Source organism: Megasphaera geminata F0357 (genome assembly GCF_000239275.1).
Classification (GTDB): domain Bacteria; phylum Bacillota; class Negativicutes; order Veillonellales; family Megasphaeraceae; genus Megasphaera; species Megasphaera geminata.
Genome location: NZ_JH417572.1, coordinates 25860 through 49575, shown reverse-complemented (window position 1 = coordinate 49575; position 23716 = coordinate 25860). Strand labels below are relative to the sequence as shown.

25 protein-coding genes, 1 tRNA gene and 2 pseudogenes are annotated in these 23716 nt (G+C 49.1%); 14 read left to right on the top strand and 14 right to left on the bottom strand.

Translation table 11 applies throughout. From position 1 onward, the window contains the following. Nucleotides 1-6: 6 nt before the first annotated feature. The 7 genes from HMPREF0080_RS02390 (at nt 7) to HMPREF0080_RS02360 (ending at nt 7173) form a co-directional block, all read left to right on the top strand. A complete protein-coding gene (locus HMPREF0080_RS02390; protein ID WP_006789567.1) occupies nt 7-657 on the top strand; it encodes a corrinoid protein in 651 nt (216 codons plus the stop codon). Nucleotides 658-659: 2 nt separating this feature from the next. Then, entirely contained in the window at nt 660-2237 is a 1578-nt protein-coding gene (locus HMPREF0080_RS02385) for an ASKHA domain-containing protein (protein ID WP_006789566.1), read from the top strand. A gap of 243 nt (nt 2238-2480) precedes the next feature. Then, nucleotides 2481-3479 (top strand): methionine ABC transporter ATP-binding protein, encoded by a 999-nt coding sequence (locus HMPREF0080_RS02380; protein WP_006789565.1) that lies wholly within the window; start codon nt 2481-2483, stop codon nt 3477-3479. A 1-nt stretch (nt 3480) separates the two neighbouring features. Next, entirely contained in the window at nt 3481-4149 is a 669-nt protein-coding gene (locus tag HMPREF0080_RS02375; RefSeq protein WP_006789564.1) for a methionine ABC transporter permease, read from the top strand. A gap of 16 nt (nt 4150-4165) precedes the next feature. Continuing rightward, nucleotides 4166-4984 carry a MetQ/NlpA family ABC transporter substrate-binding protein gene (locus HMPREF0080_RS02370; RefSeq protein ID WP_006789563.1) on the top strand — a complete coding sequence of 273 codons (819 nt, stop codon included), beginning with the start codon at nt 4166-4168 and terminating at the stop codon, nt 4982-4984. Between the two features lie 197 nt (nt 4985-5181). Then, nucleotides 5182-6270, top strand: a complete 1089-nt coding sequence (locus tag HMPREF0080_RS02365; protein WP_006789562.1) for a uroporphyrinogen decarboxylase family protein — start codon at nt 5182-5184, stop codon at nt 6268-6270. Beyond that, complete coding sequence (locus HMPREF0080_RS02360) at nt 6271-7173, top strand: uroporphyrinogen decarboxylase family protein (RefSeq protein WP_006789561.1); 903 nt, start codon at nt 6271-6273, stop codon at nt 7171-7173. Nucleotides 7174-7238: 65 nt separating this feature from the next. Here the strand turns inward: HMPREF0080_RS02360 and HMPREF0080_RS02355 are convergent, their stop codons facing one another. The 6 genes from HMPREF0080_RS02355 to HMPREF0080_RS02335 all read right to left on the bottom strand — a co-directional run bounded on the left by HMPREF0080_RS02355 (nt 7239) and on the right by HMPREF0080_RS02335 (nt 10739). Then, a complete protein-coding gene (locus HMPREF0080_RS02355; protein ID WP_006789560.1) occupies nt 7239-8507 on the bottom strand; it encodes a M20 metallopeptidase family protein in 1269 nt (422 codons plus the stop codon). Between the two features lie 95 nt (nt 8508-8602). Continuing rightward, entirely contained in the window at nt 8603-9190 is a 588-nt protein-coding gene (locus tag HMPREF0080_RS02350; RefSeq protein ID WP_006789559.1) for a hypothetical protein, read from the bottom strand. Nucleotides 9191-9258: 68 nt separating this feature from the next. Further along, on the bottom strand, nt 9259-9501 hold the full coding sequence (locus HMPREF0080_RS11230; protein ID WP_006789558.1) for an NADPH-dependent FMN reductase family protein: 243 nt from the start codon (nt 9499-9501) through the stop codon (nt 9259-9261). A gap of 47 nt (nt 9502-9548) precedes the next feature. Then, nucleotides 9549-9758 (bottom strand): NADPH-dependent FMN reductase family protein, encoded by a 210-nt coding sequence (locus HMPREF0080_RS11225; RefSeq protein WP_006789557.1) that lies wholly within the window; start codon nt 9756-9758, stop codon nt 9549-9551. A 26-nt stretch (nt 9759-9784) separates the two neighbouring features. Then, nucleotides 9785-10519: a carboxymuconolactone decarboxylase family protein gene (locus tag HMPREF0080_RS02340; RefSeq protein ID WP_006789556.1), complete on the bottom strand. Its 735-nt coding sequence runs from the start codon at nt 10517-10519 to the stop codon at nt 9785-9787. Next, nucleotides 10494-10739, bottom strand: coding sequence for a hypothetical protein (locus HMPREF0080_RS02335; RefSeq protein ID WP_006789555.1), 246 nt, complete (start codon nt 10737-10739; stop codon nt 10494-10496). Before HMPREF0080_RS02335 ends, HMPREF0080_RS02340 begins: the two co-directional genes overlap by 26 nt. A 131-nt stretch (nt 10740-10870) precedes the next feature. Here HMPREF0080_RS02335 and HMPREF0080_RS02330 point away from each other — a divergent pair, with 131 nt between their 5' ends. Then, nucleotides 10871-11773: a LysR family transcriptional regulator gene (locus tag HMPREF0080_RS02330; protein WP_040346935.1), complete on the top strand. Its 903-nt coding sequence runs from the start codon at nt 10871-10873 to the stop codon at nt 11771-11773. A gap of 50 nt (nt 11774-11823) precedes the next feature. Here HMPREF0080_RS02330 and HMPREF0080_RS02325 read toward each other — a convergent pair whose 3' ends face one another. The 4 genes from HMPREF0080_RS02325 to HMPREF0080_RS10150 form a co-directional block, all read right to left on the bottom strand. Next, entirely contained in the window at nt 11824-12072 is a 249-nt protein-coding gene (locus HMPREF0080_RS02325; protein WP_006789553.1) for an NADH-quinone oxidoreductase subunit I, read from the bottom strand. A 285-nt stretch (nt 12073-12357) separates the two neighbouring features. Beyond that, nucleotides 12358-12433, bottom strand: a tRNA-Thr gene (locus HMPREF0080_RS02320). A 234-nt stretch (nt 12434-12667) separates the two neighbouring features. Continuing rightward, nucleotides 12668-12907, bottom strand: a complete 240-nt coding sequence (locus HMPREF0080_RS10155; protein WP_216436675.1) for a hypothetical protein — start codon at nt 12905-12907, stop codon at nt 12668-12670. A 55-nt stretch (nt 12908-12962) separates the two neighbouring features. Beyond that, nucleotides 12963-13376, bottom strand: coding sequence for a helix-turn-helix domain-containing protein (locus HMPREF0080_RS10150; RefSeq protein ID WP_006789551.1), 414 nt, complete (start codon nt 13374-13376; stop codon nt 12963-12965). 433 nt (nt 13377-13809) lie between these two features. On the opposite strand from HMPREF0080_RS10150, the pseudogene HMPREF0080_RS02310 reads away from it, so the two are divergent. The 6 genes and pseudogenes from HMPREF0080_RS02310 (at nt 13810) to HMPREF0080_RS09030 (ending at nt 19164) form a co-directional block, all read left to right on the top strand. Then, nucleotides 13810-15101, top strand: a pseudogene (locus HMPREF0080_RS02310) (SLC5/6 family protein). 107 nt (nt 15102-15208) lie between these two features. After that, nucleotides 15209-15814: a fibronectin type III domain-containing protein gene (locus tag HMPREF0080_RS09605; protein ID WP_006789548.1), complete on the top strand. Its 606-nt coding sequence runs from the start codon at nt 15209-15211 to the stop codon at nt 15812-15814. Then, nucleotides 15780-16445 carry a metallophosphoesterase gene (locus HMPREF0080_RS09600; protein WP_006789547.1) on the top strand — a complete coding sequence of 222 codons (666 nt, stop codon included), beginning with the start codon at nt 15780-15782 and terminating at the stop codon, nt 16443-16445. The genes HMPREF0080_RS09605 and HMPREF0080_RS09600 overlap by 35 nt, the downstream gene beginning before the upstream one ends. Nucleotides 16446-16556: 111 nt before the next feature. After that, nucleotides 16557-17786, top strand: a complete 1230-nt coding sequence (locus tag HMPREF0080_RS02300; RefSeq protein WP_040346963.1) for a [Fe-Fe] hydrogenase large subunit C-terminal domain-containing protein — start codon at nt 16557-16559, stop codon at nt 17784-17786. Nucleotides 17787-18016: 230 nt separating this feature from the next. Then, entirely contained in the window at nt 18017-18367 is a 351-nt protein-coding gene (locus HMPREF0080_RS02295) for a hypothetical protein (RefSeq protein ID WP_006789545.1), read from the top strand. 116 nt (nt 18368-18483) lie between these two features. Further along, nucleotides 18484-19164 carry a DUF805 domain-containing protein gene (locus HMPREF0080_RS09030; RefSeq protein WP_050808804.1) on the top strand — a complete coding sequence of 227 codons (681 nt, stop codon included), beginning with the start codon at nt 18484-18486 and terminating at the stop codon, nt 19162-19164. A 110-nt stretch (nt 19165-19274) separates the two neighbouring features. On the opposite strand, the pseudogene HMPREF0080_RS10480 reads toward HMPREF0080_RS09030, so the two are convergent. The 4 genes and pseudogenes from HMPREF0080_RS10480 to HMPREF0080_RS02270 form a co-directional block, all read right to left on the bottom strand. Continuing rightward, nucleotides 19275-19829 (bottom strand): annotated as a pseudogene (locus HMPREF0080_RS10480) (N-acetyltransferase family protein). Next, nucleotides 19829-20755: an EamA family transporter RarD gene (gene rarD, locus HMPREF0080_RS02280; RefSeq protein ID WP_040346932.1), complete on the bottom strand. Its 927-nt coding sequence runs from the start codon at nt 20753-20755 to the stop codon at nt 19829-19831. Before rarD ends, HMPREF0080_RS10480 begins: the two are co-directional and overlap by 1 nt. A gap of 30 nt (nt 20756-20785) precedes the next feature. After that, nucleotides 20786-22153: a uracil-xanthine permease family protein gene (locus HMPREF0080_RS02275; protein WP_006789540.1), complete on the bottom strand. Its 1368-nt coding sequence runs from the start codon at nt 22151-22153 to the stop codon at nt 20786-20788. A 75-nt stretch (nt 22154-22228) separates the two neighbouring features. Further along, nucleotides 22229-23518: an amidohydrolase family protein gene (locus tag HMPREF0080_RS02270; RefSeq protein WP_006789539.1), complete on the bottom strand. Its 1290-nt coding sequence runs from the start codon at nt 23516-23518 to the stop codon at nt 22229-22231. Between the last annotated feature and the right edge of the window lie 198 nt (nt 23519-23716).

The window sequence follows — 23716 nt, the reverse complement described above, 5'->3', positions numbered from 1 at the left end:
TCGAGTATGAGCGAAAAAGAGGAATTGTTGAAACGCTTGTCTGACGATGTATTTGAGATGGATGATGAAGATGTCGTAGAGGCGGCACAGGCGTACATCGACAATGACTATGAAGCGCTGGACGGTATTATGGAAGGCCTCGTAGACGGTATGACCCGCGCCGGAAAGATGTATGAAGAAGAAGAATATTTTGTTTCCGATATCCTTCTCTGTGCCGACGCTATGTATGCCGGCGTGGATGTCTTGAAGCCTCATCTGGATCAGAACACGGAAGCTGAAGAAAAGGTTGCCGTTATCGGTGTTATCGAGGGCGATACGCATGATATAGGTAAGAACCTTGTCAAGACGATGATGGAAACGGGCGGGTACCGTGTTATTGACCTCGGCAAAGATGTTCCTTTGCAGAATTTTGTCGATGCAGTTGAAAAAGAACATGCCGATGTTCTCTGTATGTCTACGCTCATGACGACGACAATGGAGGGGATGGGTACGGTTGTTAACATGCTTAAGGAACGCGGTCTCCGCGATTCCGTTAAGGTCATGATCGGCGGGGCTCCTATTACGCAGGTGTTTGCTGATAAAATCGGTGCGGATACGTTCTCGCCGAATGCCGTTGATGCGGTGCATCAGGCAGATCGTCTTACAGGGCGTAAATAAATATGAAAGTAACAGTGCGCGGTGACGGGAGCCGTTCCTTGATGGAACGGCTCCTTGCCGAAAAGATACCTCTGGCCAACAGCTGTAACGGCAGGGGGACATGCGGCAAATGCAAGGTACGTATTTTAAGCGGCACCGTTGATGAGATTACGGCGCCCGAAGAACGCCTTCTTTCGGCAGAAGATATTCGCGCCGGGTATCGTCTTGCTTGTATGGCTCGCAGTACCGGCGATGTTCTTGCAGTTGAAGTGCCGGAAGCGGAAAAAGAACACGTTTTTACGACGGACGGCTTCAAACCGAATATTATCCCCGATAATCCCCGTGACGGCTACGGGCTGGCTGTCGATATAGGTACGACAACGGTCGTTGTCTCTCTTATCGATTTGCGTAATGGCGAAGAAGCGGCTACCGGCGCCATGATTAATCCGCAGAAAATATACGGGCTCGATGTACTGACACGCATCACCTATGAGACGGAAGCCGGTGTTGCAGGTATTGCGGCCCTGCAGAAAGCCATTGTCGGCGGCCTTAATGAACTGGCTGAAAAAGTCTGTGCTGAAAGGGGAATTGCCGCAGATTCGCTTATTGAAATCGATGTGGCGGCCAACTGTACGATGCAACACATGCTTGCTGGCGTCGATGCCCGGCCTATCGGCAAGTCGCCGTATCGGCCCGTTTTTGTGAAAGCCCTGCGCTTAAAGGCGAAAAAACTGGGACTTGTCGGTAACGATGACACGCTTGTCTACCTGTTGCCGTCCGTATCGGCTTACATTGGAGCGGATATTGTGGCAGGGGTTCATATTTGCGATTTGAAGAATACCGGAGATAATGCCCTTTTCATTGATATCGGTACTAACGGCGAACTCGTTTTGGCTACGCCTGACGGCATGTATTCCTGTTCCTGTGCCGCAGGGCCGGCACTGGAAGGAATGAATATTACGTCCGGCATGCGCGCGGCCGCCGGGGCGATTGAAGATATCCGAATCGGTGCCGACGGTATCGACCTCGCCGTTATCGGTGATGTACCTCCTGTCGGCCTTTGCGGCAGCGGTATTTTGGCGGTCGTTCGTGAACTCGTGAGGACGGGGTTGGTTACGAAGCGCGGGGTCTTCAATAAACCGGAAAATTTCGACAACGATGATTGGCGTAAAACTATGCTTCACTACAACGGTACGAAACGTGAATTTACCATCCATACTGCCAAGACAGGGAAAGATCTTGTTGTCACACAGAGCGACGTGCGTCAGGTACAACTTGCTAAAGGAGCGATTCGTTCAGGCATCGAAGTGCTTCTCGACCATGCCGGTCTCAAGGCGAAAGACTTGGACCGCGTCCTTATTGCCGGACAGTTCGGCGCTCATTTGCCGGCTGAATCCCTCTTGGAAATCGGGCTTCTGCCGCCGGTGAGCCCGGATAAACTCATTTATGCGGGCAACTCCGCCAAGACAGGGGCGTTGTCCACTCTTCTTTCGGAAAAAGCCAAGCAGGAAACGGAAGAGCTGGCAGCGGATATTCATTATATTGAACTCAGTAACAGTGAAAATTATGACCGCCTCTTTGCGAAGTGTTTATTGTTCTAAGAGACGTGATATATTCAGTACAGGACGGTACGGCCTTTTCTGCAAATTTCTAACTAAGTAAAACTTAATTTATCATATTTTATGATAAACTCGCAGTATAACATGAAATGTTTTTATTAGAGCCTAAAATTACAAAATGGTATAATTAAACAAGGAAAGACATCTATATCGCAAGTATTTACATGCGCACGTATAGATGCTTTTTTTGTTTCAGCATGGTTAATTATAGCGGAGGGAGTATTTTTGATTGAAATTAAGAATTTGAAAAAATTATGGTCTGACGGTGTTACTGTTTTGGATAATATTAACCTTACGATTGAAGACGGTGATATTTATGCTCTTGTCGGACGCAGCGGTGCGGGGAAGTCTACGCTGTTGCGCTGTATCAACGGTCTTGCCGGGTATGATAGCGGGCACATTTTTCTTGACGGCAAGGAAGTAAAGGATTTGACATATAAGGAAATGAGGGAAGTTCGTCGTCGTGTAGGCATGGTGTTACAGAATTTCTCTCTTTTGGAACGCCGCACGGTTTATGAAAATGTTGCCTTACCGATGAAGTGTTGGGGGTATTCAAATGAAAAAATCAGGAAAAAGGTTACTGATTTGCTCGAATTAGTGGGCCTTGCCGATAAAGCTGCTGTACGTCCCCGCAGTTTATCGGGCGGGCAAAAGCAGCGAGTGGCTATTGCCAGAGCATTGACAATGGAACCGAAATTACTGTTGAGTGATGAAGCTACATCGGCATTGGATCCTAACACAAGCAGTTCTGTTTTGAATCTTTTGCAGCAAATTAATGTAAAGACCGGTATTACGGTTATTGTAGTGACTCATCAAATGGAAGTTGTTCGTCAGATTTGTAATAAGGCGTGTATTCTGGAGAACGGAAAAATTGCCGCCGAAGGGTCTGTGAAATCTATATTTATTAAACGGCCGAACGCACTGAAACGTCTTCTCGGTGAAGAGGAAGAACGGTATAATGCGGCAGACGGCAATATAATCCAAATTGCTTATGAAGTAACGGATGATACACTCAATCTTCTTGCCGATATAGCCCGTACGTTGGATATATCTTTTAAGACGCTCGGCGGCGGTATCGAAACATTTTCCAGTGACAGACTGGCTGTTTTCCGGCTGGGCATTACAGATAGGGACAGAGAAAGAGTGGCTGCTTATTTGGAAAATAAAAACTGTATATGGCATTATCTCAAAACTGAGGCAAGTGAGAAAGAGCGGGTGATATAAGATGCCGTTACAAAATATGTCTTTCGGACAGCTTTTCAGCGTGCTTATCATTCCGTCTTTTCTGGCGACGATGAAGATGCTTTTATGGGCAATGATTCTTTCCGTATTCTTCGGTATGTGTATCGGCCTCATGTTGGCGCTTACTCGCAAAGGCGGACTTTGTGAAAACCCGCTCTTATATCGGGTTTTTGATGTATTTGTCAGTGTTGTCCGTTCCTTTCCGTTTATCATTCTGATGATATCCATCATACCGCTGACGAGATTTCTTGTAGGAACCTCTATCGGCTGGCAGGCGGCTATCGTCCCGTTGACTTTTGCATGCTCGCCCTTTATGGGGCGTATCATACAGAATGCATTACAGGAAGTAAATCCGGCTCTTATTGAAGTCGCGCAATCGTTCGGAGCATCTAAAATACAAATTGTTATGCGCGTCATGCTCGTCGAAGCCGTTCCGGCTATTGTTTCCGGTGTCGTACTGGCAATTATCAATCTTCTCGGGGCAACGGCCATGGCCGGGGCAATCGGTGCCGGCGGGTTGGGGGCGACGGCTATGATTTACGGGTATCAGAATTTTAATGACATGGTTATGTATTCCATCTGCGTTATCTTAGTTATCCTGGTATTGGTAATTCAGTGTATCGGGGATATTGTATATAATAAATTAAAATAAGAAGAGAGGAAAAGAAATGAAAAAGACAGTAGTATGTATTATGGTATTAATAGTGACCTCTTTACTGTTTGTTCTGGCCGGATGCGGAACTTTGGACAACAGCGGTACGGCTCAAGGTGATAAGAAGGTTATTAAATTAGGTGTTCGAGCCGACGGTGCGGAGCGGGCGGAACTTTTGCGTATGCCTCTGGAAAAGCTGGGTTATACGTTGGAAGTAACACCTTTTGAAGATAGCATTTTACCGAATGTCGCACTCGGCGAAAAGAGTATTGATGTCAATTGGTATCAACATCTGCCGTATTTGGAAAGCTATAATAAATCCAAGGGGACGGATTTTGTGATGGTTAAACCGTATACGCATTACGCGCGCTTCGGTCTTTATTCCGATAAGTATACGGATGTAAAGCAAATTCCCGATGGTGCCGTTATCGGTCTTTGCAATGATACGACAAATCGTAATCGCGGGTTGAAAATGTTGGCTGAATTGGGCCTTATCACTTTAAATCAGGGTGTCGAAAATGCTACGATTTATGACGTTAAAGATAATCCGCATAAATTTAAATTTGTTGAGGCGGAAATGACCTCGTTGGCGCAGGCTATCGGAGATTATGATGCTATTGCGCTGGCATCGGCACATATGGCCAATGCCGGTAAGGATCCTTCCAAGTATCTTGCTGAATCGAAAGACAGCAAAGATTATGCTTTGGGGTTTGTGGTTCGACAGGAAGATAAGGATGCGCAATGGGTACAGGATTTGATTAAGGCGTCGCAGACAGACGAAATGAAAGCTTACTTCGCACAACATGATAAAGGGGCTTTGGTGCCTATGTGGTAGGGATTCGGGTACGGGTTACCACCGGTATCTTTTTACGGTACGGCTCTGCCTTATACAGAAAAATAATAAATGCTTGCCTTGTATAGAAAATGCCGATTAGTACCACTGTCGGGGCAATGCTATAATTAAACGGGCAGATTAGTATATAAACGTGGTAAGAAAAAAGGTTCATATTTTTGCGCTGAGGAGTGTATGACATGGAACTGATCAAAACGGAAATGACGCCGCGTGAACGGCTTACGGCTTATGCGGCAGGAGAAGAGGTGGATCGTATCCCGGCCGTGCTTACGGCAGCAGAAACGAGTCCTCTGCGTTACGGTATTCAAAATAGGGATTATTATTTTTCCGCAGATCTTATGGTCGAAGTGGAGACAAAGATTGCCGAAGATTTCGGCGCCGACAATATGGGCATGGGCGTCGGGTTGCGCGGTGTTGCCGAAGCGTTGGGAGTACCCATTGTGACACCGGAAAACAATGTGTCTCATGTAGAGGGCCATGCTATTGATTCATATGATGAACTTGATACTATGCGGCTTGTCGACGTAACGAAAGACGGCCGTTTTCCGATTATGGTGGAAGCTTTTAACCGGTTGCAGGAAAAATTCGGCAAAACCCATATTATCGGCACCGGCATGGGCGGTCCTTTTACGGTTGCAGCCTTTCTTATCGGGACGGAAAAATTCCTCAAAGATATGATGAAGAAACCCGAGGAAACGGAAAAGCTCCTCCAGTTCGCGACGGACAATGTCGTGGCGGCGGCGGAAGGCCTCTACAAGAACTGCGGAATCAAGGCGTCTATTGCCGAACCGATCATTGCACGCAATCTCCTTTCGCCGCGAATGTTCAAAAAATACGCCGTCCCTTATATGACACAGACAGTAGAACGGATGACGAAAATTTTCGGCTCCAAGCCGAGTATGCATATTTGCGGCACAACTCATGACAGATGGCAGGAAATCGTAGATTTCGGCATTTCTTCCTTTTCCGTCGACAACATTGAGAACATGACGGATTTGAAGAATCTGTTCGGCAGCCGCATCGGCATCATCGGCAATGTCGATCCTGTCGATCTCTTGCGTAACGGAACGCCGGATGACATGCGCCGTGAGGTTATCCGTTGTCTTCGCGAAGCGGCGGACAATCCGTGCGGCTTTGTTTTGAGCCCCGGCTGTACCACTCCTGTGGGCACGCCTGCAGAAAACCTTATTGCGCTCATGAATGCCGCTACGACATATGGCGGCGGTGCGAAAAAAGGCGCCTTTCCGAAGGGGCTTGAACAGGCATAAATGGCACGGATTGTACCCTTTGAGTGCCCGCTGACGGAGCGGGAAAAGGAGATACAGGAAATTATTACCCGCAGCGGATTGCCTGTACCGGATGTCTATTGGCACAGAAAATACATGACGGATATCGCCGTACGCGTGCAGACGGCCTTCAATGAGAAAATGGTCTTTTTGCCGTTTGACCATGTTGTTGAAGTCGGCGCTTGCGGCGGTATTCTTCATGGCGGGGATGAAAAAAGCGGTCCTCGCAGTATGCGCGGTGCTTACGAAAGCTTTGCCGATTTTCTCAATGTGAGAATACCCCATGCCGTATATGTCCGGCGTTTGGAAGAAATAATCAAGTGCTGTTCATATTTCAGACGGCAGAAAATACCTGTTTTTATTGAAGGCAGCGGGCCTTTAAATGTGCTTTTCGGATTAATGGAAACCGAAACGGTTCTGCGAGACATGCGTAAAGAGGTTTTTGAATTTGAGGCGGTTATAAAAAAGATTGCCGACTTCCTTGTTTTTTATTACGGACAGCTTGTAAGATCGGGTGCAAAGGTTATCAGTATTGACGACTCGGCAAGCGCCGTTGAGATTTTAGGCAATTACGGCACTTCTTCGTATACGCAGTTTTATCTCTACCCCTTTTTATGCAAGTTGGAAGACGCTCTGCACGGTAAAGCGCTCATCCATCTCTGCCCGAAAGTGACGAACGCTCTCATAGCCGTTCGTTTTGCAAAATATGTGCCGCTTTTTCCATCATCCCGGGGGCTGATGACCTATGAAGACGGTATATTGACAGGTGCGGGTAAGGTGTCATTTATGGGGCAGCTTTGCTTTAAAAGCTTAAAAACCGTCTTACCTGTACGGAAGATATATGAAGTGCGTATGAAGAATAGAAAACATGCCCGTATAGAGTAAATTAAAAAGCCTGCAGAAAAAATGATTCCACATTTCCCTGCAGGCTTTTTCCGTTTCCGGTAAAGTTATTTGCGGTTGTCAGGATCAAACATCTCAAGGACCGTATCCAGATCGGAGGCTTTAAAAGACGGTGTAGCCGGTTTTTCCCTGAGGGCGGCTAAGATGAAAGCAAGTGCGGCTCCGACGCCGGCGACAAGGCCGTCCTCGGAAAGGTCGAACTCCGGTGTGTGATGAGGCGCGCCGCTGCCGACTTCAGCATCCTGGATACCTGTAAAGAAGAGCACTGACGGGTATGCAGTTTGAATGACGGCAAAGGTTTCCGATGCCATCCACATAGGGCAGTCCGGATCAAGAGCGTCTTCGCCGAGGGTATTGACGACGGCATGACGGGCCAGGTCGACGAGCTCCTTGTTGTTCATTGCAACGGGAATGTACTGATCTTCAACGAATTCTGCAGTGCAGCCGTATTCTTCGGCAATACGGGCACACGCGGTTTTGAAGAATTCACGGAATGCCAGGCCGTTATCGTTATCTGTGCAACGCATCGTGCCGGCGAAGGAAAGCTCCGACGGAATGATATTCGGCTTGGAGCCGGCGTTCACGCAGCCGATAGAGTAGGTCAGGCTTTCTTCCGGCGGGACGGCGCGCATACGATAAGCGCGCAGTTCACTCTGAATGGAAACAAAGGCTTCAATCGGGCTTTTTGCCATATCGGGCCGGGAGCCGTGACCGCCGTAACCGTGGAGCTTCACTGCGAAAAAGAAGGCGCCGGCCATAGCCGTACCGTAGAGGATACCCGTCTTGCCGGCCGGAAGGCGCCACATGACGTGTGTGCCGTAGGCCGCGTCGATGTGAACGGCGTGGTCGCGCAAGTAACGGAGCAGGGCGGAGATACCCCGTTCACCGACTTCCTCCGCTTCTTCGAAGATAAAAATAACTCTGCCTTCCCAGGCATCCGTGTGGGCTGATAGAATTTTTGCTTCCGTCAGGGCCATGGCCATATGGCCGTCATGACCGCAGGCGTGCATAACGCCCTTATTCTTTGAAAGGACCGCTTTTTTTGCACTCAGGTTCGTATTTTTTTCCTCAATGGCAAGCGCATCGATATCGGCACGGACAAGGACTGTCCAACCCGGTTTACCGCTGTCGACAGTGGCGATAACACCGCCCCGGGGTACGCGAACAGTGGGGATATTCCAGCTGTGGAGCCGGTCTTCAATATAGTCCATTGTTGCAAACTCTTCTTGCGAAAGTTCGGGATATTCATGGAAATGGCGGCGTAAGGCGACGGTTGTTTCTTTTTCTTTAGCGGCTAGCTCTCGTACAGACAGCATTGTGCGTTCCCTCCTATTGAGAAAGGCGACGAGTGACTTCGCCGCCTTTTTGTATTATCATATACTTCTTTGGTTATGTATGCAAGTAGTTCCTTCTAAATAAGGCCTGCCGTCGCAAAGAACGCTTTGTAGGCGGCCGCCTTTTTTGCCAGGCTCAGCGGGTAGGCTCTGGAAGTTGACGGTAATCGCGTCAGCGTAATTTCCCTGCCGTCACAGGAAAAAGTAACGGATTCGTTCGTCTTCGGCAGCTTCGGAGGGGTCGGAATAAGACCGAGGAGAATTTCCGTTGCTTTACCGCCGGTCGTGCAGATGTAACGGCATTTCGGGATTTTCTTCAAGAGATCCGCCAAATCAACCGTTTCGATGACTTTCAGAAACTTATCGGAGGCGTTACCCTTTTCACGAATCGCTCTGACGACGGAAGGACAGGAGGCTATGCCTTTTTCTGTAAGGAAAGATTTTATTTTATCCGCGTCAAAGGCCTTCTCCCCTTCCTTGCGGAAATGTTCTTTGTCGTTAAAGAAGACAAGACCGTAGACACGCCACATATCATTTTGAAAATTGGGATAATGAAAAGACATGGCCCTCTTTTTTGCAGTCGGCGGAAAACTTCCCATCATGATGACCGTCGCCTGAGGCGGTAAAAACGGAGGAAAAGGGCGCAGTTCAACAGTAGCGGACATATAATAGCCTCCTTGCGAGTATCTACCCCGTATTGTACTGCAAGGAAGATAAATGTAAAGCCTTTTTTCTATAATACGATTTTCCGCACTTCTTCCAACCACGTGTCGATCTCCTGTCGAGGCGTAACGAGAGTGGGCCCGCCGCTTCCGTCGAAACGGATTTCTTTTGCCGCCGCGATAGCTGCATTCTTGCAGGCCGCCGCCATATCCCTAAGTGTATGACCGGGCCAGCCTGCATGTGTCATAAAGGGAATGACTGTCCGGCCGGTGAAATCATGCTGTGACAGGACAGTCTTTACGGTGGGTGCCATCGTATACCACCAGGTGGGTGTGCCGACGGCAATGACATCATAATCGCCTATATTATAAGGTAACGGCTTAATCGGGCGCGCATACTCTTTTTTACTTCATCCTGTGCTTCTTTTACGATCTCGTCATAGGAACCGGTGTACGGTTTCTCCGTTTCAATCGCGGCCAAGTCGCCACCCGTTGTCTTTTGCAGTTCTTCTGCCAGGCTCTTTGTATTGCCGTTGGAGTGGGAATAATATAGAATTAATGTCCTTTTCATAAACAATTCTCCTCTCTGTTAGACTGTTAGAGTGCCGCGTACACATCGTCCGTTACGGGCTCACACCATTCGGTGGAAGTATCCGTACCGGGAATTTCCAGGGCAAGATGGCTGAACCAACTGTCTTTTTCAGCACCGTGCCAGTGTTTTACATTTGCCGGGATTTCTACGATATCGCCTGCTTTCAGATTCTGTGCGGTCCGGCCGTATTCCTGATACCACCCTTTGCCGTCAATGCAGATGAGCAGCTGACCGCCGCCGCTTGCCGCCCGGTGGATATGCCAATTATTGCGGTAGGCCGGTTCGAACGTGACATTATGGACGGGAAGAGGAGCGTCTGCCGGGGTTAAGGCTTTCAGATAAGATTTGCCGATAAAATATTGTGCATAGGCGGTATTGAGCTTGCCTTGACCGAAGATACCGCCGTGTTCTTCCGTGTTATCATCTGTATAGATGTCCTTTGCCAGGCGGAAGGCGGCCCAGGCGTTGGGCCAGCCCGCATAGAAGGCGATATGTGTCAGAATTTCCGCCATTTCCGACCGGGTTATGCCGTTGTTTTTTGCCGTTTGCAGGTGATAGCGAAGGGAGTCGTCTGTCATTCCCTTGCCGATTAACGCGCTGATCGTGACAAGGGAACGAAGTTTCAACGGGAGTTTGTTTTCACGGGACCATACTTCACCGAATAATACATCGTCGTTCAATGCTGCGAATTGGGGAGCGAAATCACCCAGTATATCATGGCCTGCCGTTTGCTTTTTCATAGGAGTTCTCCTTTTCTCTGTCGGAACGGTTTTTCCGTAACGTAAAATAAGATAATCGACGCAATTTAAATTCTTCCGTTGTTTCAAGGGATGAAGCCATATCCTTATGATACCGCTCTAAAATAGGAATCGGCTGCCGTATCTCCGCCTTCTCGTGTTTTTTGATGAACGTGTCGGAACGGCCGGTTTGTTTGAAGTCGCGGCGGATGGTATTTCTCATAGCATCCCTCTTTGTCCGGGTATATTTTAACAAGCACTGATGGAAATGTGAAATACTTATAGTAAAATATTAGATATGCCTGTTTTGTATTGCGGAAGTTGCAATTATTATTACACGAGGAGATGAAAAATATGGAAATACGGGCACTGCAATATTTCCTGGCAGTAGCGCGGGAAGAGAATATGACGGAAGCGGCGAATCTTCTTCATGTGACGCAGCCTACCTTATCACGGCAAATTGCCGATCTGGAAGCGGAACTGGGGAAAAGGCTTTTTGTGAGGACTAACAGAAATACGATACTTACTGAAGAAGGAATGCACTTGCGGCAGAGGGCCGAAGAAATCCTGTCTCTCGTGACACAGACGGAAGAAGAAGTAAAAAATGACGCAACCGATTTGGCCGGTACGATCCGGATCGGCGCGGCGGAAACGCACAGCATGTATCTGGTAGCCAATCTCTTTGCAGGACTGTACCGGCAATATCCCGGCATAACCTGTGAATTTTTCAGCGGTAATGCCGATACTGTCACGGAACGACTGGAGCACGGCCTTTTCGATTTCGGCCTTCTTCTGGAACCGGTGCGGCTGGAATCTTATGAGTATATCCGCCTGCCCGAAGCCGATCGCGTCGGCATTATAACGGCCGCCGGCAGCAGATGGGCGGAAAAGGCATGTATTTGCCCCGCCGACGTAAAAGAGATGCCCCTTCTCCTGTCTTCGCGGCACCGGATGCAGAGCTTTGATTTTGTACGATGGTCACAGGGCAGCCTCACGGAGGAGGATCTGCATGTAGTCGGCCGTTTTGATCTGATCGGTAATGCCGCCCTTCTCGTAGAGACGGGAATTGCCAATGCCGTTTCTATTGACGGCCTTTTGCAGGAAGAAACAAAGCGTGTCCGTTTTATTCCTTTTGAACCGCCCGTAACGACGACAGCCGTAGTCGTACGCAAGCGGGACCGTCTTATGTCGAAAACATGTCGCGCTTTCTGGCAGCTTTTGAACGAAAGATACGGAGAAAGGGAACAAAAGATATAAAAATAACGCCTTTCCGCACAGGAAAAGGCGTTATTTGGAGGAGTCGGCTTTTATTTCATGACGGCCTCAAGAGAGGAGGCTGAGCTTTTGAGCGCCTGCGGCGTATAGCTTTCATAGATACGGCATGCATCTACGCAACGGTTACAGCGGATACACTTATATTTATCAAAAGCCGGCAATACTCTGCCGTTTTCATCCGCTTTCATTGTCAATGCGCCGACAGGGCATAAGGCTACGCAACAGCCGCAGCTGACACAACGTGTCTCATCCTTATAATAATCAGGAATAACCTGCCACATAAGTACGCCTCCTTTCATCCCCGACAGGCCGGAATGTATGTGAGTCTTTCTCGCTTATAATCATACTACGGCTTTTTAAGAAAATATGTGATATTTGCAACGGAATTTCAAAAATATAAAATTTAAGAGAGTAATATCTGTTTATTTGGTAGAAAGGATATCGATTTCAATCAGTTGTTTATACATAAAGGGCTGTAATTGAAATGAGGCGGAACGCTCATTTTGTTACAGCCCCTTGGCATACGGACAAAAAAAGAGCAACGGGAATCATTGCTCTTTTTGACTTGGAGCCACTTATCGGATTTGAACCAACGACCCTCTCATTACGAATGAGATGCTCTACCAGCTGAGCTAAAGTGGCAAGTACATTATTTATTATACGGGGAATCGAGGCGGCTTGTCAAGGCGGAAAAGGCGTTACCGCCACTGCCCGGCCGGAGATCCGGGAAATGCAGGTCATAATTAAAAAACGTGTCCCGTGCCGGTGCATAAAAGTTTTAAAAACAACTTTCTAAATAAAGAAACAGAATGAAATTATAGAAATAAACGGCTTTGTTGACGACATTACCAACATATTCTGAAGTTTGCTTTGTCTTTATGTGATGGAAAGCATGTTATAGAGTTTCATGTGACGTATATCTTCCTTTGAAATCTTCAGGGCTTTCTTGAAATCATCCGTCTCTTTTTGCGGTTTTTTTGTCAAACAGACTTTTGTTGCCACCGGCATGAGCGGCCGCGTCGAAATGCCGCTGAGCAGGCCCCATTTGGCAGGTACGTCAATGAATGCCGAGAGGATGGTAACCGTCAGCTGCTCTGTCTGTGTGTTTTGATTCATGAGGGTCATCGTCGAGAGCGTATCATGGTGTATTAATGTGCCCCAATACGTGCTTTCACAGTCCTGGTAAGTCTCGTAAAGCGTTGATGTTGGCGTAAAGCATGATTTTATATGTGTTCGGGCCGGTCTTGGCCAAGACGTCCAGGACCCCGCGGCTGATTTCATTGCTGCGGCCGTCGAAGAAATAAAGGTATAATTGTTTTGTGTTTCTGAAAAAAGCGGGCAATCGCGCTTCCGTCATGTCCAGCGTTTTGTCTTCTACAGGGTGGAGCAGTTGTTCCACATGGATCCCTAAGGCGCGGGCAATGTCATAAAGCGTCAAAATATCCATTGATATTTGTCCGTTTTCGTACTTGCTGACGGTGGCCTTGCTTTTGCAAATGGCATCGGCCAGTTCCTGAATTGTTAAATTTTTCTTTTTGCGGTAAATTTTAATCTTATTACCGATTTCCTGCTGTAAATTTACCATAGTCCGCCTAAAAAAGTTTCGTAGAAATATGTGTTTTTATGTACAAAGTCGAAAAAGCTCTCTTTTAATTGAATTGTAGCAGAAAACCGTCCAAAAATCTATCATAAAGAAACAAAAGGAATAAATAGTTTCGTATCATGAAAAAACGATATTATTGAGCCGAACGGGTATAGATGATATCATTTAGGTATGTAAAAAATCGTTTTACCTCATAGGACGATTTCGGTTCAATGCGTGAATTATATAGAGAGGAGCAGAACTATGACACAGATCGGCACACTTTTCGTTTTGGCTTTTTCCGTGCATGCGCTGTACGGGATGATCATGATTTAAGAAGCGTAATTTCGGTACGTACGATTTAAGACGCTCCCGGAGAACAGGGTAACCGGGCAGCGGAAATACAGTGATTTAACACAGTTCGGAGGTCACATATATGTCAACGAGTAGTTTAGCAAGACAGGCCGGTATGTCCGAGACGGAATGGAAAAATGCCGTCAAGTTTGACAGTACCGACTGGGGTTGGATTGTTATGAGCATCGGCATGGCTATCGGGGCGGGGATCGTTTTTCTGCCCGTACAGGTCGGCCTTGTCGGGGTATGGGTATTCCTGCTTTCGGCGGCTATCGCGTACCCGTCGATTTATTTATTGCAGCGTCTTTTCATTAATACTTTGGTCGATTCGCCCGACTGCGACGATTATCCCAGTGTTATCGGAGGGTATCTCGGCAAGAACTGGGGCTTTATTCTCGGCATTTTATATTTTATGATGAGCCTGATTTGCGTATTCATGTATTCTACGGCGCTTACTAATGACAGTGCGTCCTTTCTTCAGTCTTTCGGCGTAACGGACGGGCTTCTTTCGGAAAATCCGCTTTACGGCTTGGCTGTGATCTGCTTTATGGTGGCTATCGCTTCACGCGGTGAAAAGCTTATCTTCAAGGTTTCCACGCTCATGGTTTTGACGAAGCTTTGTGTTGTCGCCTGTCTCGGCCTGCTCATGATTCAATCCTGGGATTTGGCGAATATCGGGGAATTTCCCGACATTGCTTATATCATCAAGCAGACGATCATCATGCTTCCTATACCTTGACGTCGATCATCTTTATCCCCTGCCTCAGCCCGATGGTTATTTCCTACCGGTCCCATCATAAATCCATTTACGTAGCCCGTTTTAAAGCGATGCGGGCCATGAAGATTGCCTTCTTCGTGCTGTTCATTACCATTTTCTCGTACGCCATGTCCTTCAACCTGGCAATGGGCCACGAACAGGCGGTGGAAGCATATACTCATAATATTTCCGCCCTCGCTATGGTAGCCAAGGGTGCAGATGGCGATGTTGTTAAAATTTTCAGTCTTGTTCTCAATATCTTTGCTGTCGTAACCGCATTTTTCAGTGTTTTCCTCGGCTTCAAAGAAGCATGCACCGGTATTGCCATGAACCTTCTTTCACGCGCCGTACCGGCAGAAAAGATCAATCGTGAAGTTGTTGCCAGAGGCATTCTCGTCTTTGCCGTTGCCGTATCGTGGAGCGCAATCGTTCTAAATGCTCCCGTATTGAAACTGCTGTCCTTCCTGGGACCTATCCTCGGTTGTATCGGCTGCCTTATTCCGGCATATCTCGTTTACAAGGTGGCTTCGCTTCATCAGTATAAAGGCAGTATTCTCAACCTTATCGTCTTTTCGGGTATTCTCCTCGTCGTGTCGCCCTTCATAGCCATGATTTAATACATGTTCGGACAGGAAGGTTCTTCTTGCGAAGGACCTTCTTTTTCTTTTGTCGGTTCTGGTATAATCGTACCGGTTACTATATATTGTGAAAGGGTTGATTGGAAATGAGACGCATCGTATTATGCGCTGCTGTCCTTGCGGCGGTAATCGGCTTTTTGGGCGGTATCGGCCCGTCTTACGCCGCGGCTGAATATGTGCTGCAGGTTGTCGGCGCCGACGGGGCCGTGTCGCGCTCCGTTACCTGGCAGGATGCGGAAGGACGATCCGATTATCGCTTTATATATCGTAAGCGGAAAGACGCGCAGGAAATACAGGTTCCCGTAACCGAACAACCGCGGCCGCCGCGGTACAATGCCGATTGGCAACAGGCGCCGTATACTTACAGTGCGGCCATGCATGACCTTGAACCGGAGACGGTATATGAGTTCCGCATCGGGTCGGCTGCGGAGATGAAAGAGTGGCAGTCGTTTAAGACGGGCAAGAAGAAAGAAAATACATACAAAGTCATCGTTATGGGCGATTCGCAGTCCGTTGATTACGATGTGTGGGGCAAAACGGTACAGGCGGCGGCAACAAATAGCAATGATGCGGTTTTCTGGATCGGTATGGGAGATTTAACGGATAACGGCCAGGCTTGGTTCCAATGGCGGGCCTTGGCTGGAAGGAGGGAGGCCTTTGGCACATCTTCCCTTTGCACCTGTTCTCGGTAATCATGAGGCGTACAGTCTGGACTGGTCCTTTGCGCCGCCGGAAATATATACGGCTCTGTTCCCGGTCCCGGAAAACGGACCGAAAGGGCAGCGCAAATTAGCGTATTCTTTTGATTACGGGGATGTTCATTATGTGAGCCTGAACACGGACTATGAGGAGCTGCGCGAGCAAAACCCGACCATGCTTACGGATGGAGCCGCCTGGCTCGACGCCGATTTGGAAGAAGCCGTGAAACGCAAGCAGCGCCTTATCATTCTCATGCATCGTTCGCCGTGGAGCACACCGTATTCAGGACAAGTCGACACCATCGGCGCCGCCTTCCTGCCTGTTTTTGATAAATACAGGGTACCTCTCGTACTGACGGCTCATGAACATTGTTACGCCCGCTCCGTGCCGCTTAGGGCCGGTGCGGCAGACAAAAGCGGCACCGTTTATATTACGACGGGCCGTTCCGGTTCCGAAGGGTGGCGTGATGCCCGTAAGCGTTCTTTTGACGCGGTTTACTATAATCCCTTGGATATGCCTGTGTACATAGAACTGGAAGTGCGGCCCGATGCCTATCGTATCCGTGCCTGTAAGGTCGACGGCACGGTTATTGATGATGCGATCGTGCAGACAAGGCGTGACTGATTATTCTCAATTCATATGAAAGCATGGAAAAAGACCATTGTTATTCTCTTTGCGAAAGCATATAATGACGCTAAAGAATACGTCTTTGTGCTTTATTTGGAGGGAAAACGGATGGATACGCTAGATGAATTGTATTTTACTATGCTCAAGAATGCGGCGGACGGTAAAGTGGAGTTGGCTCCTGAAGGTGCTGATCCGAAAATTGTCGAGTGTCTCGTTCTGCCCGATGACGGTACGGTTGTGCGCGTGAAACCTTGTCTGTGTCCGCCTGATGAACGGCATTGTGAGGATGCCTGTGAATGGGATGCGCTGAAGCCGGGAGGTGAAGTCGGCATCGCCGTCGACCCGAAAAAGTGCGTCGGCTGTCAGGCATGTATCGATGCGTGTGAAATGGAAAGCCTGAAGACAAAGAAAGATATTATCCCTGTCGTACAGGAGCTTCATCAGTATGACGGCCCTGTTTACGCTCTTGTCGCCCCCGCTATTGCCGGTCAGTTCGGTGCGGACGTAACGCTGGGGAAGATGCGTGCAACCCTGAAAGCGCTCGGTTTTACGGGCATGCTGGAAGTCGCGGCCTTTGCCGATATTTTGACTTTGAAAGAAGCTCTCGAATTCGATAAAAATATCCGCTCCGAAAATGATTTCCAGTTAACCAGTTGTTGTTGCCCCATGTGGATTGCCATGATTAAAAAGCTCTATCATCAGCTTCTGCCGAATGTACCCGGTTCAGTATCCCCGATGATTGCCGGCGGCAGGACGGTAAAGGCACTTCATCCGCAGGCGAAGACCGTTTTTATCGGGCCGTGCCTGGCTAAAAAAGCTGAAAAAAACGAACCTGATATAGAAGGTGCTATTGATTATGTCCTGACTTATCAGGAATTGCGTGATCTTCTGACCGTGACGAATTTGAACCCGGCGGAAATGCCTGAGGACTCTCAGCCGCATGCTTCGACGACGGGTATCAGCTATGCCTATGCCGGCGGGGTTGCCGCTGCCGTTAAAAGAACTCTTGAAAAGCTGAATCCAGACAGGAAGATCAAACTGGCAACACGGCGTGCTGACGGGGTTCCCGGCTGTAAAGAAATGATTAACGATATTCTTGCGGGTAACCGCGACGGTAACTTCTTTGAAGGTATGGGGTGCATCGGCGGCTGCGTCGGCGGCCCCCGCGCCATCATTCCGAAAGAAGAAGGGAAAAAGCAGGTTCAGGCATATGCCGACGCAGCGGAATTTGAAACGCCTATGGAAAATCCCTATGTTATCGGGATGCTTAAGGCGCTCGGCTTTAATACGGTAGAAGAATTCCTGACAAAAAGCCATCTCTACGACAGACAATTCTGACCGGACCGAAAAAGGCCTTGCGGCACGGCAGACGGAGGTAACGCTTTTCTCTGTAACCTATCTGTTAGATACGGTGCACCGGGTATATTAATCAACTTATCGGGGGCTTAATTGTTCCGCCCGTCGAACGGCCGAACGGGTTCATGTGAATTTATTTTCATTTGTTTACGGCCTGTGTTATACTGTACCTGTACAGTGCTAATTTATGGTTCTTTTAGGGGGTAGGCTATATGAATAAACAAGATGTAATAGAGGCGGTTCGTAAAATAGTTGCCGCTCCGTCCGCCTATGAAGGTCTTAAAAAGGCCGGACAGGCATATTTGGACGCGGTCGGAACAGAACGTGAGAATGCGGCGGCGGCAGTGCTCGTAGAAGAAGCGAAAGCCGATATCAGTACAGTGGATGAAACCATCGCTTTTGCCGGCTCTCCCGTTGCCGCGGAAGTTCTCGGTGAAGCCGGCGCCAAAGCGCTGGAAGCGCACGCCAGAGACATTAAAGCCCGGGGAGCTGAATATTGTGATTGTGATGCCTGCACGGCGGCTCTTGACGTTGTAAAAAATGAAAAAGTCTTGCTGTCCTGAAAAACGGTGGCGTCGTCTCCCGGAGACGACGCCTTTTCAGGTGCGGGTATGTCGTGGTGAACACTTGTTGCCTGCCGACAGTGCATTTAATTTTAATGATAAAAGGAAGTGACGGTATGTTTTGTACGAAATGCGGCTCTCCTGTCGCCGACGATCAAAAGTTTTGTGCTGAATGCGGCGCGCTTGTGACGGGGGACGCAATGGAAAATGATGCCTATACGGCCGCTTACGGCAAAAATTCCTGCGGACCGACGGATGTGTCTGCGTTGTCGAATGAAGAATTGGAGGTCGTTCGCGGCAAAGGCTTTATAGAAAATTTTATATACATAGTGACAAAAAAATATGCTGTTATACAGGGCCGCGCATCGCGCGGCGAATATTGGAAGTTCAGCGGTACGGCTATGATGCTTTTTTCCGTTTTAGGGTTATTCGGATTGTTTATACCCTATACGGGTTTTATACTTATGATACTCTGCGAGCTTGCGTTATTCCTTCCTTTCCTTTGTCTCAGTGTACGCCGCCTGCATGATGTCAATAAGAGCGGCTGGTGGCTGCTTGTTAGCATCATCCCCTTCGGCAGCATTTATTTGCTTATCCTTTTCCTTTCGGAAGGGCAGGAAACATATAATTTCTACGGCAGGAAATCGAACTATGTCAGCCTCACTTCCGAACAGGCGGCGCGTATCGGCAAAACGGCCAGCCCTTCCGCTCTGATGATTGTACTCGGTGTCATCATCCCATGGGTTCTCTTTTCCGGTATTGAAATAGGGAATTTTATCCGTATGGCTTATATGTAAATTCTTATATGTAGCAGTCTGTTGCCGTCTTAGTTATAATAGTCATTATTTATCTTCGGTTGACAGCATGCAGACACATAAAAACGGGTTCGGATGCATCCGAACCGTTTTTATGTGTCCCCGTACGGTTGTACCGGTGCAGGTGACAGCTCGGCACGGGCTATTACCTTTTCCAGCCATACCATACTGTAAGGCCGTCCGAACTTATAGCCGTAGTGTCGAAAATATCCGATTTGCTTAAATCCCAGATGCTTATGGAAGTTGAAGCTGTCCCGCGTCAGATATTCGTCTTCTTTTTCCGGATAGCCGATGCAGGCGTAGAGGTTTTTTATTCCCATGGAGTACAGTGTTTTTTCCATGCGTTCATAAAGCATATGCCCGAACCCGCCGTGCCGCGCTTCGTGCGCTACGTAAACGGAAAGTTCGCAGGACTAGGCGTAAGCCGCTCTGGGCATAAACGGGCCGGCATAAGTATATCCTTGAACGGTTCCCGTGTCTTCAACGACAAAGTAGGGGTATTGTCTTAATGTTTCTATAATACGGCACCGGAACTCGGCGGTTGTCGGTACGTCATACTCAAAGGAAACAGCCGTATTTTTTACATAATAGGCGTAAATTTCGGCAAGGCGCGGTGCATCATCGGGAGATGCCGTTCTAATTGTCATCATATGCGTGTCCTTTGCTTATAACGGGATGTTTGCGTTTGCAGGCGTTCGCCGAGGCTGAAGATAATTAAGGATACCCAAATGAGAGACAGGGACATGAGATTATCCGCACTGAAAGGTTCGCGGAAGAAAAATATGCCCCAGAAAAAGGCCAGGGTCGGGCTGATGTATTGCGTAAAGCCCAGGACGTTCAGGGGCAGTTCGTTGGCCCCGTACGAAAAGAGCAACAAGGGAACGGCCGTGACAATGCCGGCACCGAGTAATAAGAGGGCGGTCGTCACATCGCCGAACGGAAAATGACCGCGTCCGTTTTGACTTAAATTATAAATATAAAAAATAGAAGGAGCGAGGACGATGAAGGTTTCCAAGGTAATGCTCGATACGGGATTGAGATGAAGCCCCTTCTTAACGGCTCCGTACAGAGCAAAGGTTCCGGACACCAACAGGGCAATCCAGGGAAAGTGTCCGCTTTGCCAGGTCATGAGTGCAATGCCGATACCTGCCAAGACCACACTGATTTGTTTGGGCATACTTAATTTTTCGGAAAAACAGACGACGCCGAGGAGCACGGAAATAAGGGGGTTCAAATAGTAGCCGATACTCGTGTCGATGACATGGCCGTGCGTGACTGCCCAAATATAAATCAGCCAGTTGGCTGTAATGAGCAGGGCTGCAAGAATGAGAAACCCTATACGTTTTTTGTCTTGTGCAAGGAAATGCAAGTCCGTCGTCAATTGCTTGCGGCTCGTAAAGATCAGGACGAATATCATGAAAATGAAGGACCAGGCAATGCGGTGGGCGAGAATTTCACCTGCTTCTACGTGAGATAAAAAATACCAATATAAAGGCAGAGTGCCCCAAATGATGAAGCTGCTGCAGGCGGCAATAAGGCCGCGGCGGTAGTGGGTATGCGGTGAATCGGGCAAGAAGTTCACATCCTTTTAGTGAGCAAAGGCTCAGTCTTTATCGTTATATAAGTTGATTTTCTGCGGCAGGGCTTTGTTCAAAATAATGGCTACCATAGCGGCAGTCGCAATGGACGAGCTTAACAGATAGCGGAGAAGCGGCGGCAAACCGGCTACGTAATCCTGCGGCAGGAGATAGAGAGCCATCGTTGTAATGGTCGGTAAGCCGATGATAAACATATTCCGTTCATCCAGGTCAAGCCGGCGAATGACACGGAACCCGCTGAGGGCGATAATGGACGAAACGATTACGAAGATTCCGCCGATGACGGGCGCCGGAATGGACGCGATGAGCGTAGCCAATTTATTGGAGAGGCCGAACATGACCATCCAGAACGCACAGCCGTAAAAGGCATGCCGGCTGGCAACGCCTGTAATGGAAATAAGGCCGGCATTTGTCGAGTAGCCTGTTGCCGGCGTGCCGCCGAACAGGCCGCCGATAAGGCAGCTGAGGCCTTCGCCGAGGATGCCTTTGTCCAGCTGTTCGTTTGTCAACGGCCGTTCAATAACGGAGCTGACGGCAAACCAGGTTCCCGTGGTTTCCGCCAGGAGAACAATATAAATGAGGACCATCGTAATGACGGCAGGCATGTCGAAAACGACGGGAAACCCGGTAAAAGCAAAATGAGGCATGGAGAACCACGGTGCGGCTTCCGCCGCTTTTAAAGAAAAGCGGCCCAGTGAAGCGGCAACAATACAGCCAGCAATAAGGGCGATGATAACGGAGCCGATGCGCAGCCAATTCCCCCTTTTTCCCAAATGAAGGCCGAACATGACGCAGAGTGTGAGAACGCCGCCGGAAACGAGAGCGAGGACGATATTTTCCGTAATCGTACCCGTGCCGTGTACGGTGAAGATATTATCTTTCAGGCCGATGGGGATGAGGGAGAGCCCGACGACGAAGATGATCGTACCGCCGACAAGCGGCGGTACGAAATAGTTGATGGCTTTGCGCACAATGCCGGTGAGACCGAGTATGCAGACGACAAGGCTGCCGGCAAGAATCGCGCCGAAGACGGCTGCCAGACTGTCGATACCCGTACCGTGCGCCAAGGCGATGCCGGCGATCGCGCCGATGGGAACGTAGGAAGGTCCTTGGGCAACAGGCAGTTTCATGAGAAAACGCGATTGGATGAGCGTGCCCAGACCGCTGGCGATAAAGGTGGCCTGAATGAGAAAAGCCGAATCCTGAATAGATAAGGACAAAATCCCTGCGATAATAAAGGGGACAACGTAAATGTCCATGGCCAGCAGATGCTGCAGACCGAGAAGCAGCGACTGGAGCGGCGGCAAGGCTTCATCAGGCTGTACGAGGAGCGAACCTTCGTAGTGTTGGGTTTGCAATTCTTCTGTCGACATAAATCTCCTAGTGAAGTGTGACGGGCTTTCCCTGTATCCAGAGAGAGGTTATATTTTGACGTTGTCCGGTAAAAATTATTTTTTGCAGCATATCCGTAAGCGTGTCGCTTTCATAGCAGCGGCTGTGCTGTACGGCGCATTGCAATCGAATACGAACGCATCGAACGCATTGCCTTTTTTGAACTGGCCGGCCTTGATACGCAGCGCCGTCGCACCGCCGAGAGTCGCCATATAGAAGGCGTGGCGAAAGTCAATGGCCGAGCCGGGGCTGCCGCGCCGTGCCGCAGGTGCGGCGGGATCCGTGCCGCTCGTCAGAATGCGTGATGAGAGGACGGCCTGGCGCATGGCATCAAACATGGAAGGCGTGTAGCCGGCGGAGATGTCCGTTGCCAAAGAAACGATAACCCCTTGATCCAGGCGACGCCGGACGGGGCAGACGGAGCCGGCGAAAAAAATATTCGAAAGCGGGCTGTGCGCAATATTGGCGCCGTATTTTTTATAAAGGACGGCATCGTCATCGTTTAAATAGACGGAGTGAGCCAGGGTCGTACGTTGTGTGAGAAGGCCGTACCTTAGATGCGCTTTTGTATCACGCAGGCCCGTTCTCGCCATGACAAAGGCGTGTTCCCAGTCGCCTTCGGAACAATGTGATTGGACGGGTGCGCCGTATTCGGCCGCCAATGCGCCGAGCCCGCGGAGTGCTTCGTCACTGCAGGCCGGAATGAAGCGGGGCGTAATAACGCCGACAATGTCTTGCGGCACTGTCCTGTTCAGTCCCGCGCAGTAGCGGAGAAACTCTTCCGTATCGGCCAGGGCCGTTTCCGCCGATTCGTCACGATAGTAATCGGGGCACTGATCGGGAAGATCCATGACAACTTTGCCGATAAAGGCCCGTTGTCCTTTGGCGGCGCAAATGTCGGCGAGAAGCTTGTTCGGCGCCGGATGGACGGAACCGAAGTATTGTGCCGTCGTCGTTCCGTTTGCTGTGAGCGTATCGACGAGATCCGCATAGATTTCCTGCGCGAAGTCCAAATTTTTATATGCCGCTTCGAGCGGGAAGGTATAGTTTTTCAGCCAGACCGGCAAATTCGTGTCAAGCGCTTTGCCGACCTGGGCCCATTGCGGTGCGTGTACGTGTGTGTCAATGAATCCGGGCAAGAGGAATTGCCCTTTCCCGAGCCGGGTGAATATACCCGCGCGTTTTGACTCGTCCAGGCAAGGGCCGCAGGCCGGATCGCCCGGCGCCAGGACTGCGCCTAGCGTACCGTCACGGTTAATGCAAAAGAGACGGTTTTCCAGTATTTCAAAGGATTCCGGCCCCGTGCTGTGAAAGGCCGTGGCTTGAAGGACAAGCGAATAGGTCATGAGAGTCTCCTTGGTCCGCTGCAATAAAGTTTAAAAAACAGTATACATAGTATATTACTTTTATATGTGTAAGAAAAGATAGAACTGTTCTTTTTTTCATAGAAGAATGGGGTTTTGCCGGGTATGCGGACGCAATGAACGGATATCCTGCCTGTATCCGAAATGCTCGTGAAGGGTTACGCCCTGCGTCGCTTTGCT

Coding starts and splice junctions, on each gene's coding strand:
- HMPREF0080_RS02390 (WP_006789567.1), top strand. CDS start 7: ATGAGCGAAAAAGAGGAATTGTTGAAACGCTTGTCTGACGATGTATTT.
- HMPREF0080_RS02385 (WP_006789566.1), top strand. CDS start 660: ATGAAAGTAACAGTGCGCGGTGACGGGAGCCGTTCCTTGATGGAACGG.
- HMPREF0080_RS02375 (WP_006789564.1), top strand. CDS start 3,481: ATGCCGTTACAAAATATGTCTTTCGGACAGCTTTTCAGCGTGCTTATC.
- HMPREF0080_RS02370 (WP_006789563.1), top strand. CDS start 4,166: ATGAAAAAGACAGTAGTATGTATTATGGTATTAATAGTGACCTCTTTA.
- HMPREF0080_RS02365 (WP_006789562.1), top strand. CDS start 5,182: ATGGAACTGATCAAAACGGAAATGACGCCGCGTGAACGGCTTACGGCT.
- HMPREF0080_RS02360 (WP_006789561.1), top strand. CDS start 6,271: ATGGCACGGATTGTACCCTTTGAGTGCCCGCTGACGGAGCGGGAAAAG.
- HMPREF0080_RS02355 (WP_006789560.1), bottom strand. CDS start 8,507: ATGCTGTCTGTACGAGAGCTAGCCGCTAAAGAAAAAGAAACAACCGTC.
- HMPREF0080_RS02350 (WP_006789559.1), bottom strand. CDS start 9,190: ATGTCCGCTACTGTTGAACTGCGCCCTTTTCCTCCGTTTTTACCGCCT.
- HMPREF0080_RS11230 (WP_006789558.1), bottom strand. CDS start 9,501: ATGGCACCCACCGTAAAGACTGTCCTGTCACAGCATGATTTCACCGGC.
- HMPREF0080_RS11225 (WP_006789557.1), bottom strand. CDS start 9,758: ATGAAAAGGACATTAATTCTATATTATTCCCACTCCAACGGCAATACA.
- HMPREF0080_RS02340 (WP_006789556.1), bottom strand. CDS start 10,519: ATGAAAAAGCAAACGGCAGGCCATGATATACTGGGTGATTTCGCTCCC.
- HMPREF0080_RS02335 (WP_006789555.1), bottom strand. CDS start 10,739: ATGAGAAATACCATCCGCCGCGACTTCAAACAAACCGGCCGTTCCGAC.
- HMPREF0080_RS02330 (WP_040346935.1), top strand. CDS start 10,871: ATGGAAATACGGGCACTGCAATATTTCCTGGCAGTAGCGCGGGAAGAG.
- HMPREF0080_RS02325 (WP_006789553.1), bottom strand. CDS start 12,072: ATGTGGCAGGTTATTCCTGATTATTATAAGGATGAGACACGTTGTGTC.
- HMPREF0080_RS10155 (WP_216436675.1), bottom strand. CDS start 12,907: ATGAATCAAAACACACAGACAGAGCAGCTGACGGTTACCATCCTCTCG.
- HMPREF0080_RS10150 (WP_006789551.1), bottom strand. CDS start 13,376: ATGGTAAATTTACAGCAGGAAATCGGTAATAAGATTAAAATTTACCGC.
- HMPREF0080_RS09605 (WP_006789548.1), top strand. CDS start 15,209: ATGAGACGCATCGTATTATGCGCTGCTGTCCTTGCGGCGGTAATCGGC.
- HMPREF0080_RS02300 (WP_040346963.1), top strand. CDS start 16,557: ATGGATACGCTAGATGAATTGTATTTTACTATGCTCAAGAATGCGGCG.
- HMPREF0080_RS02295 (WP_006789545.1), top strand. CDS start 18,017: ATGAATAAACAAGATGTAATAGAGGCGGTTCGTAAAATAGTTGCCGCT.
- HMPREF0080_RS09030 (WP_050808804.1), top strand. CDS start 18,484: ATGTTTTGTACGAAATGCGGCTCTCCTGTCGCCGACGATCAAAAGTTT.
- HMPREF0080_RS02275 (WP_006789540.1), bottom strand. CDS start 22,153: ATGTCGACAGAAGAATTGCAAACCCAACACTACGAAGGTTCGCTCCTC.
- HMPREF0080_RS02270 (WP_006789539.1), bottom strand. CDS start 23,518: ATGACCTATTCGCTTGTCCTTCAAGCCACGGCCTTTCACAGCACGGGG.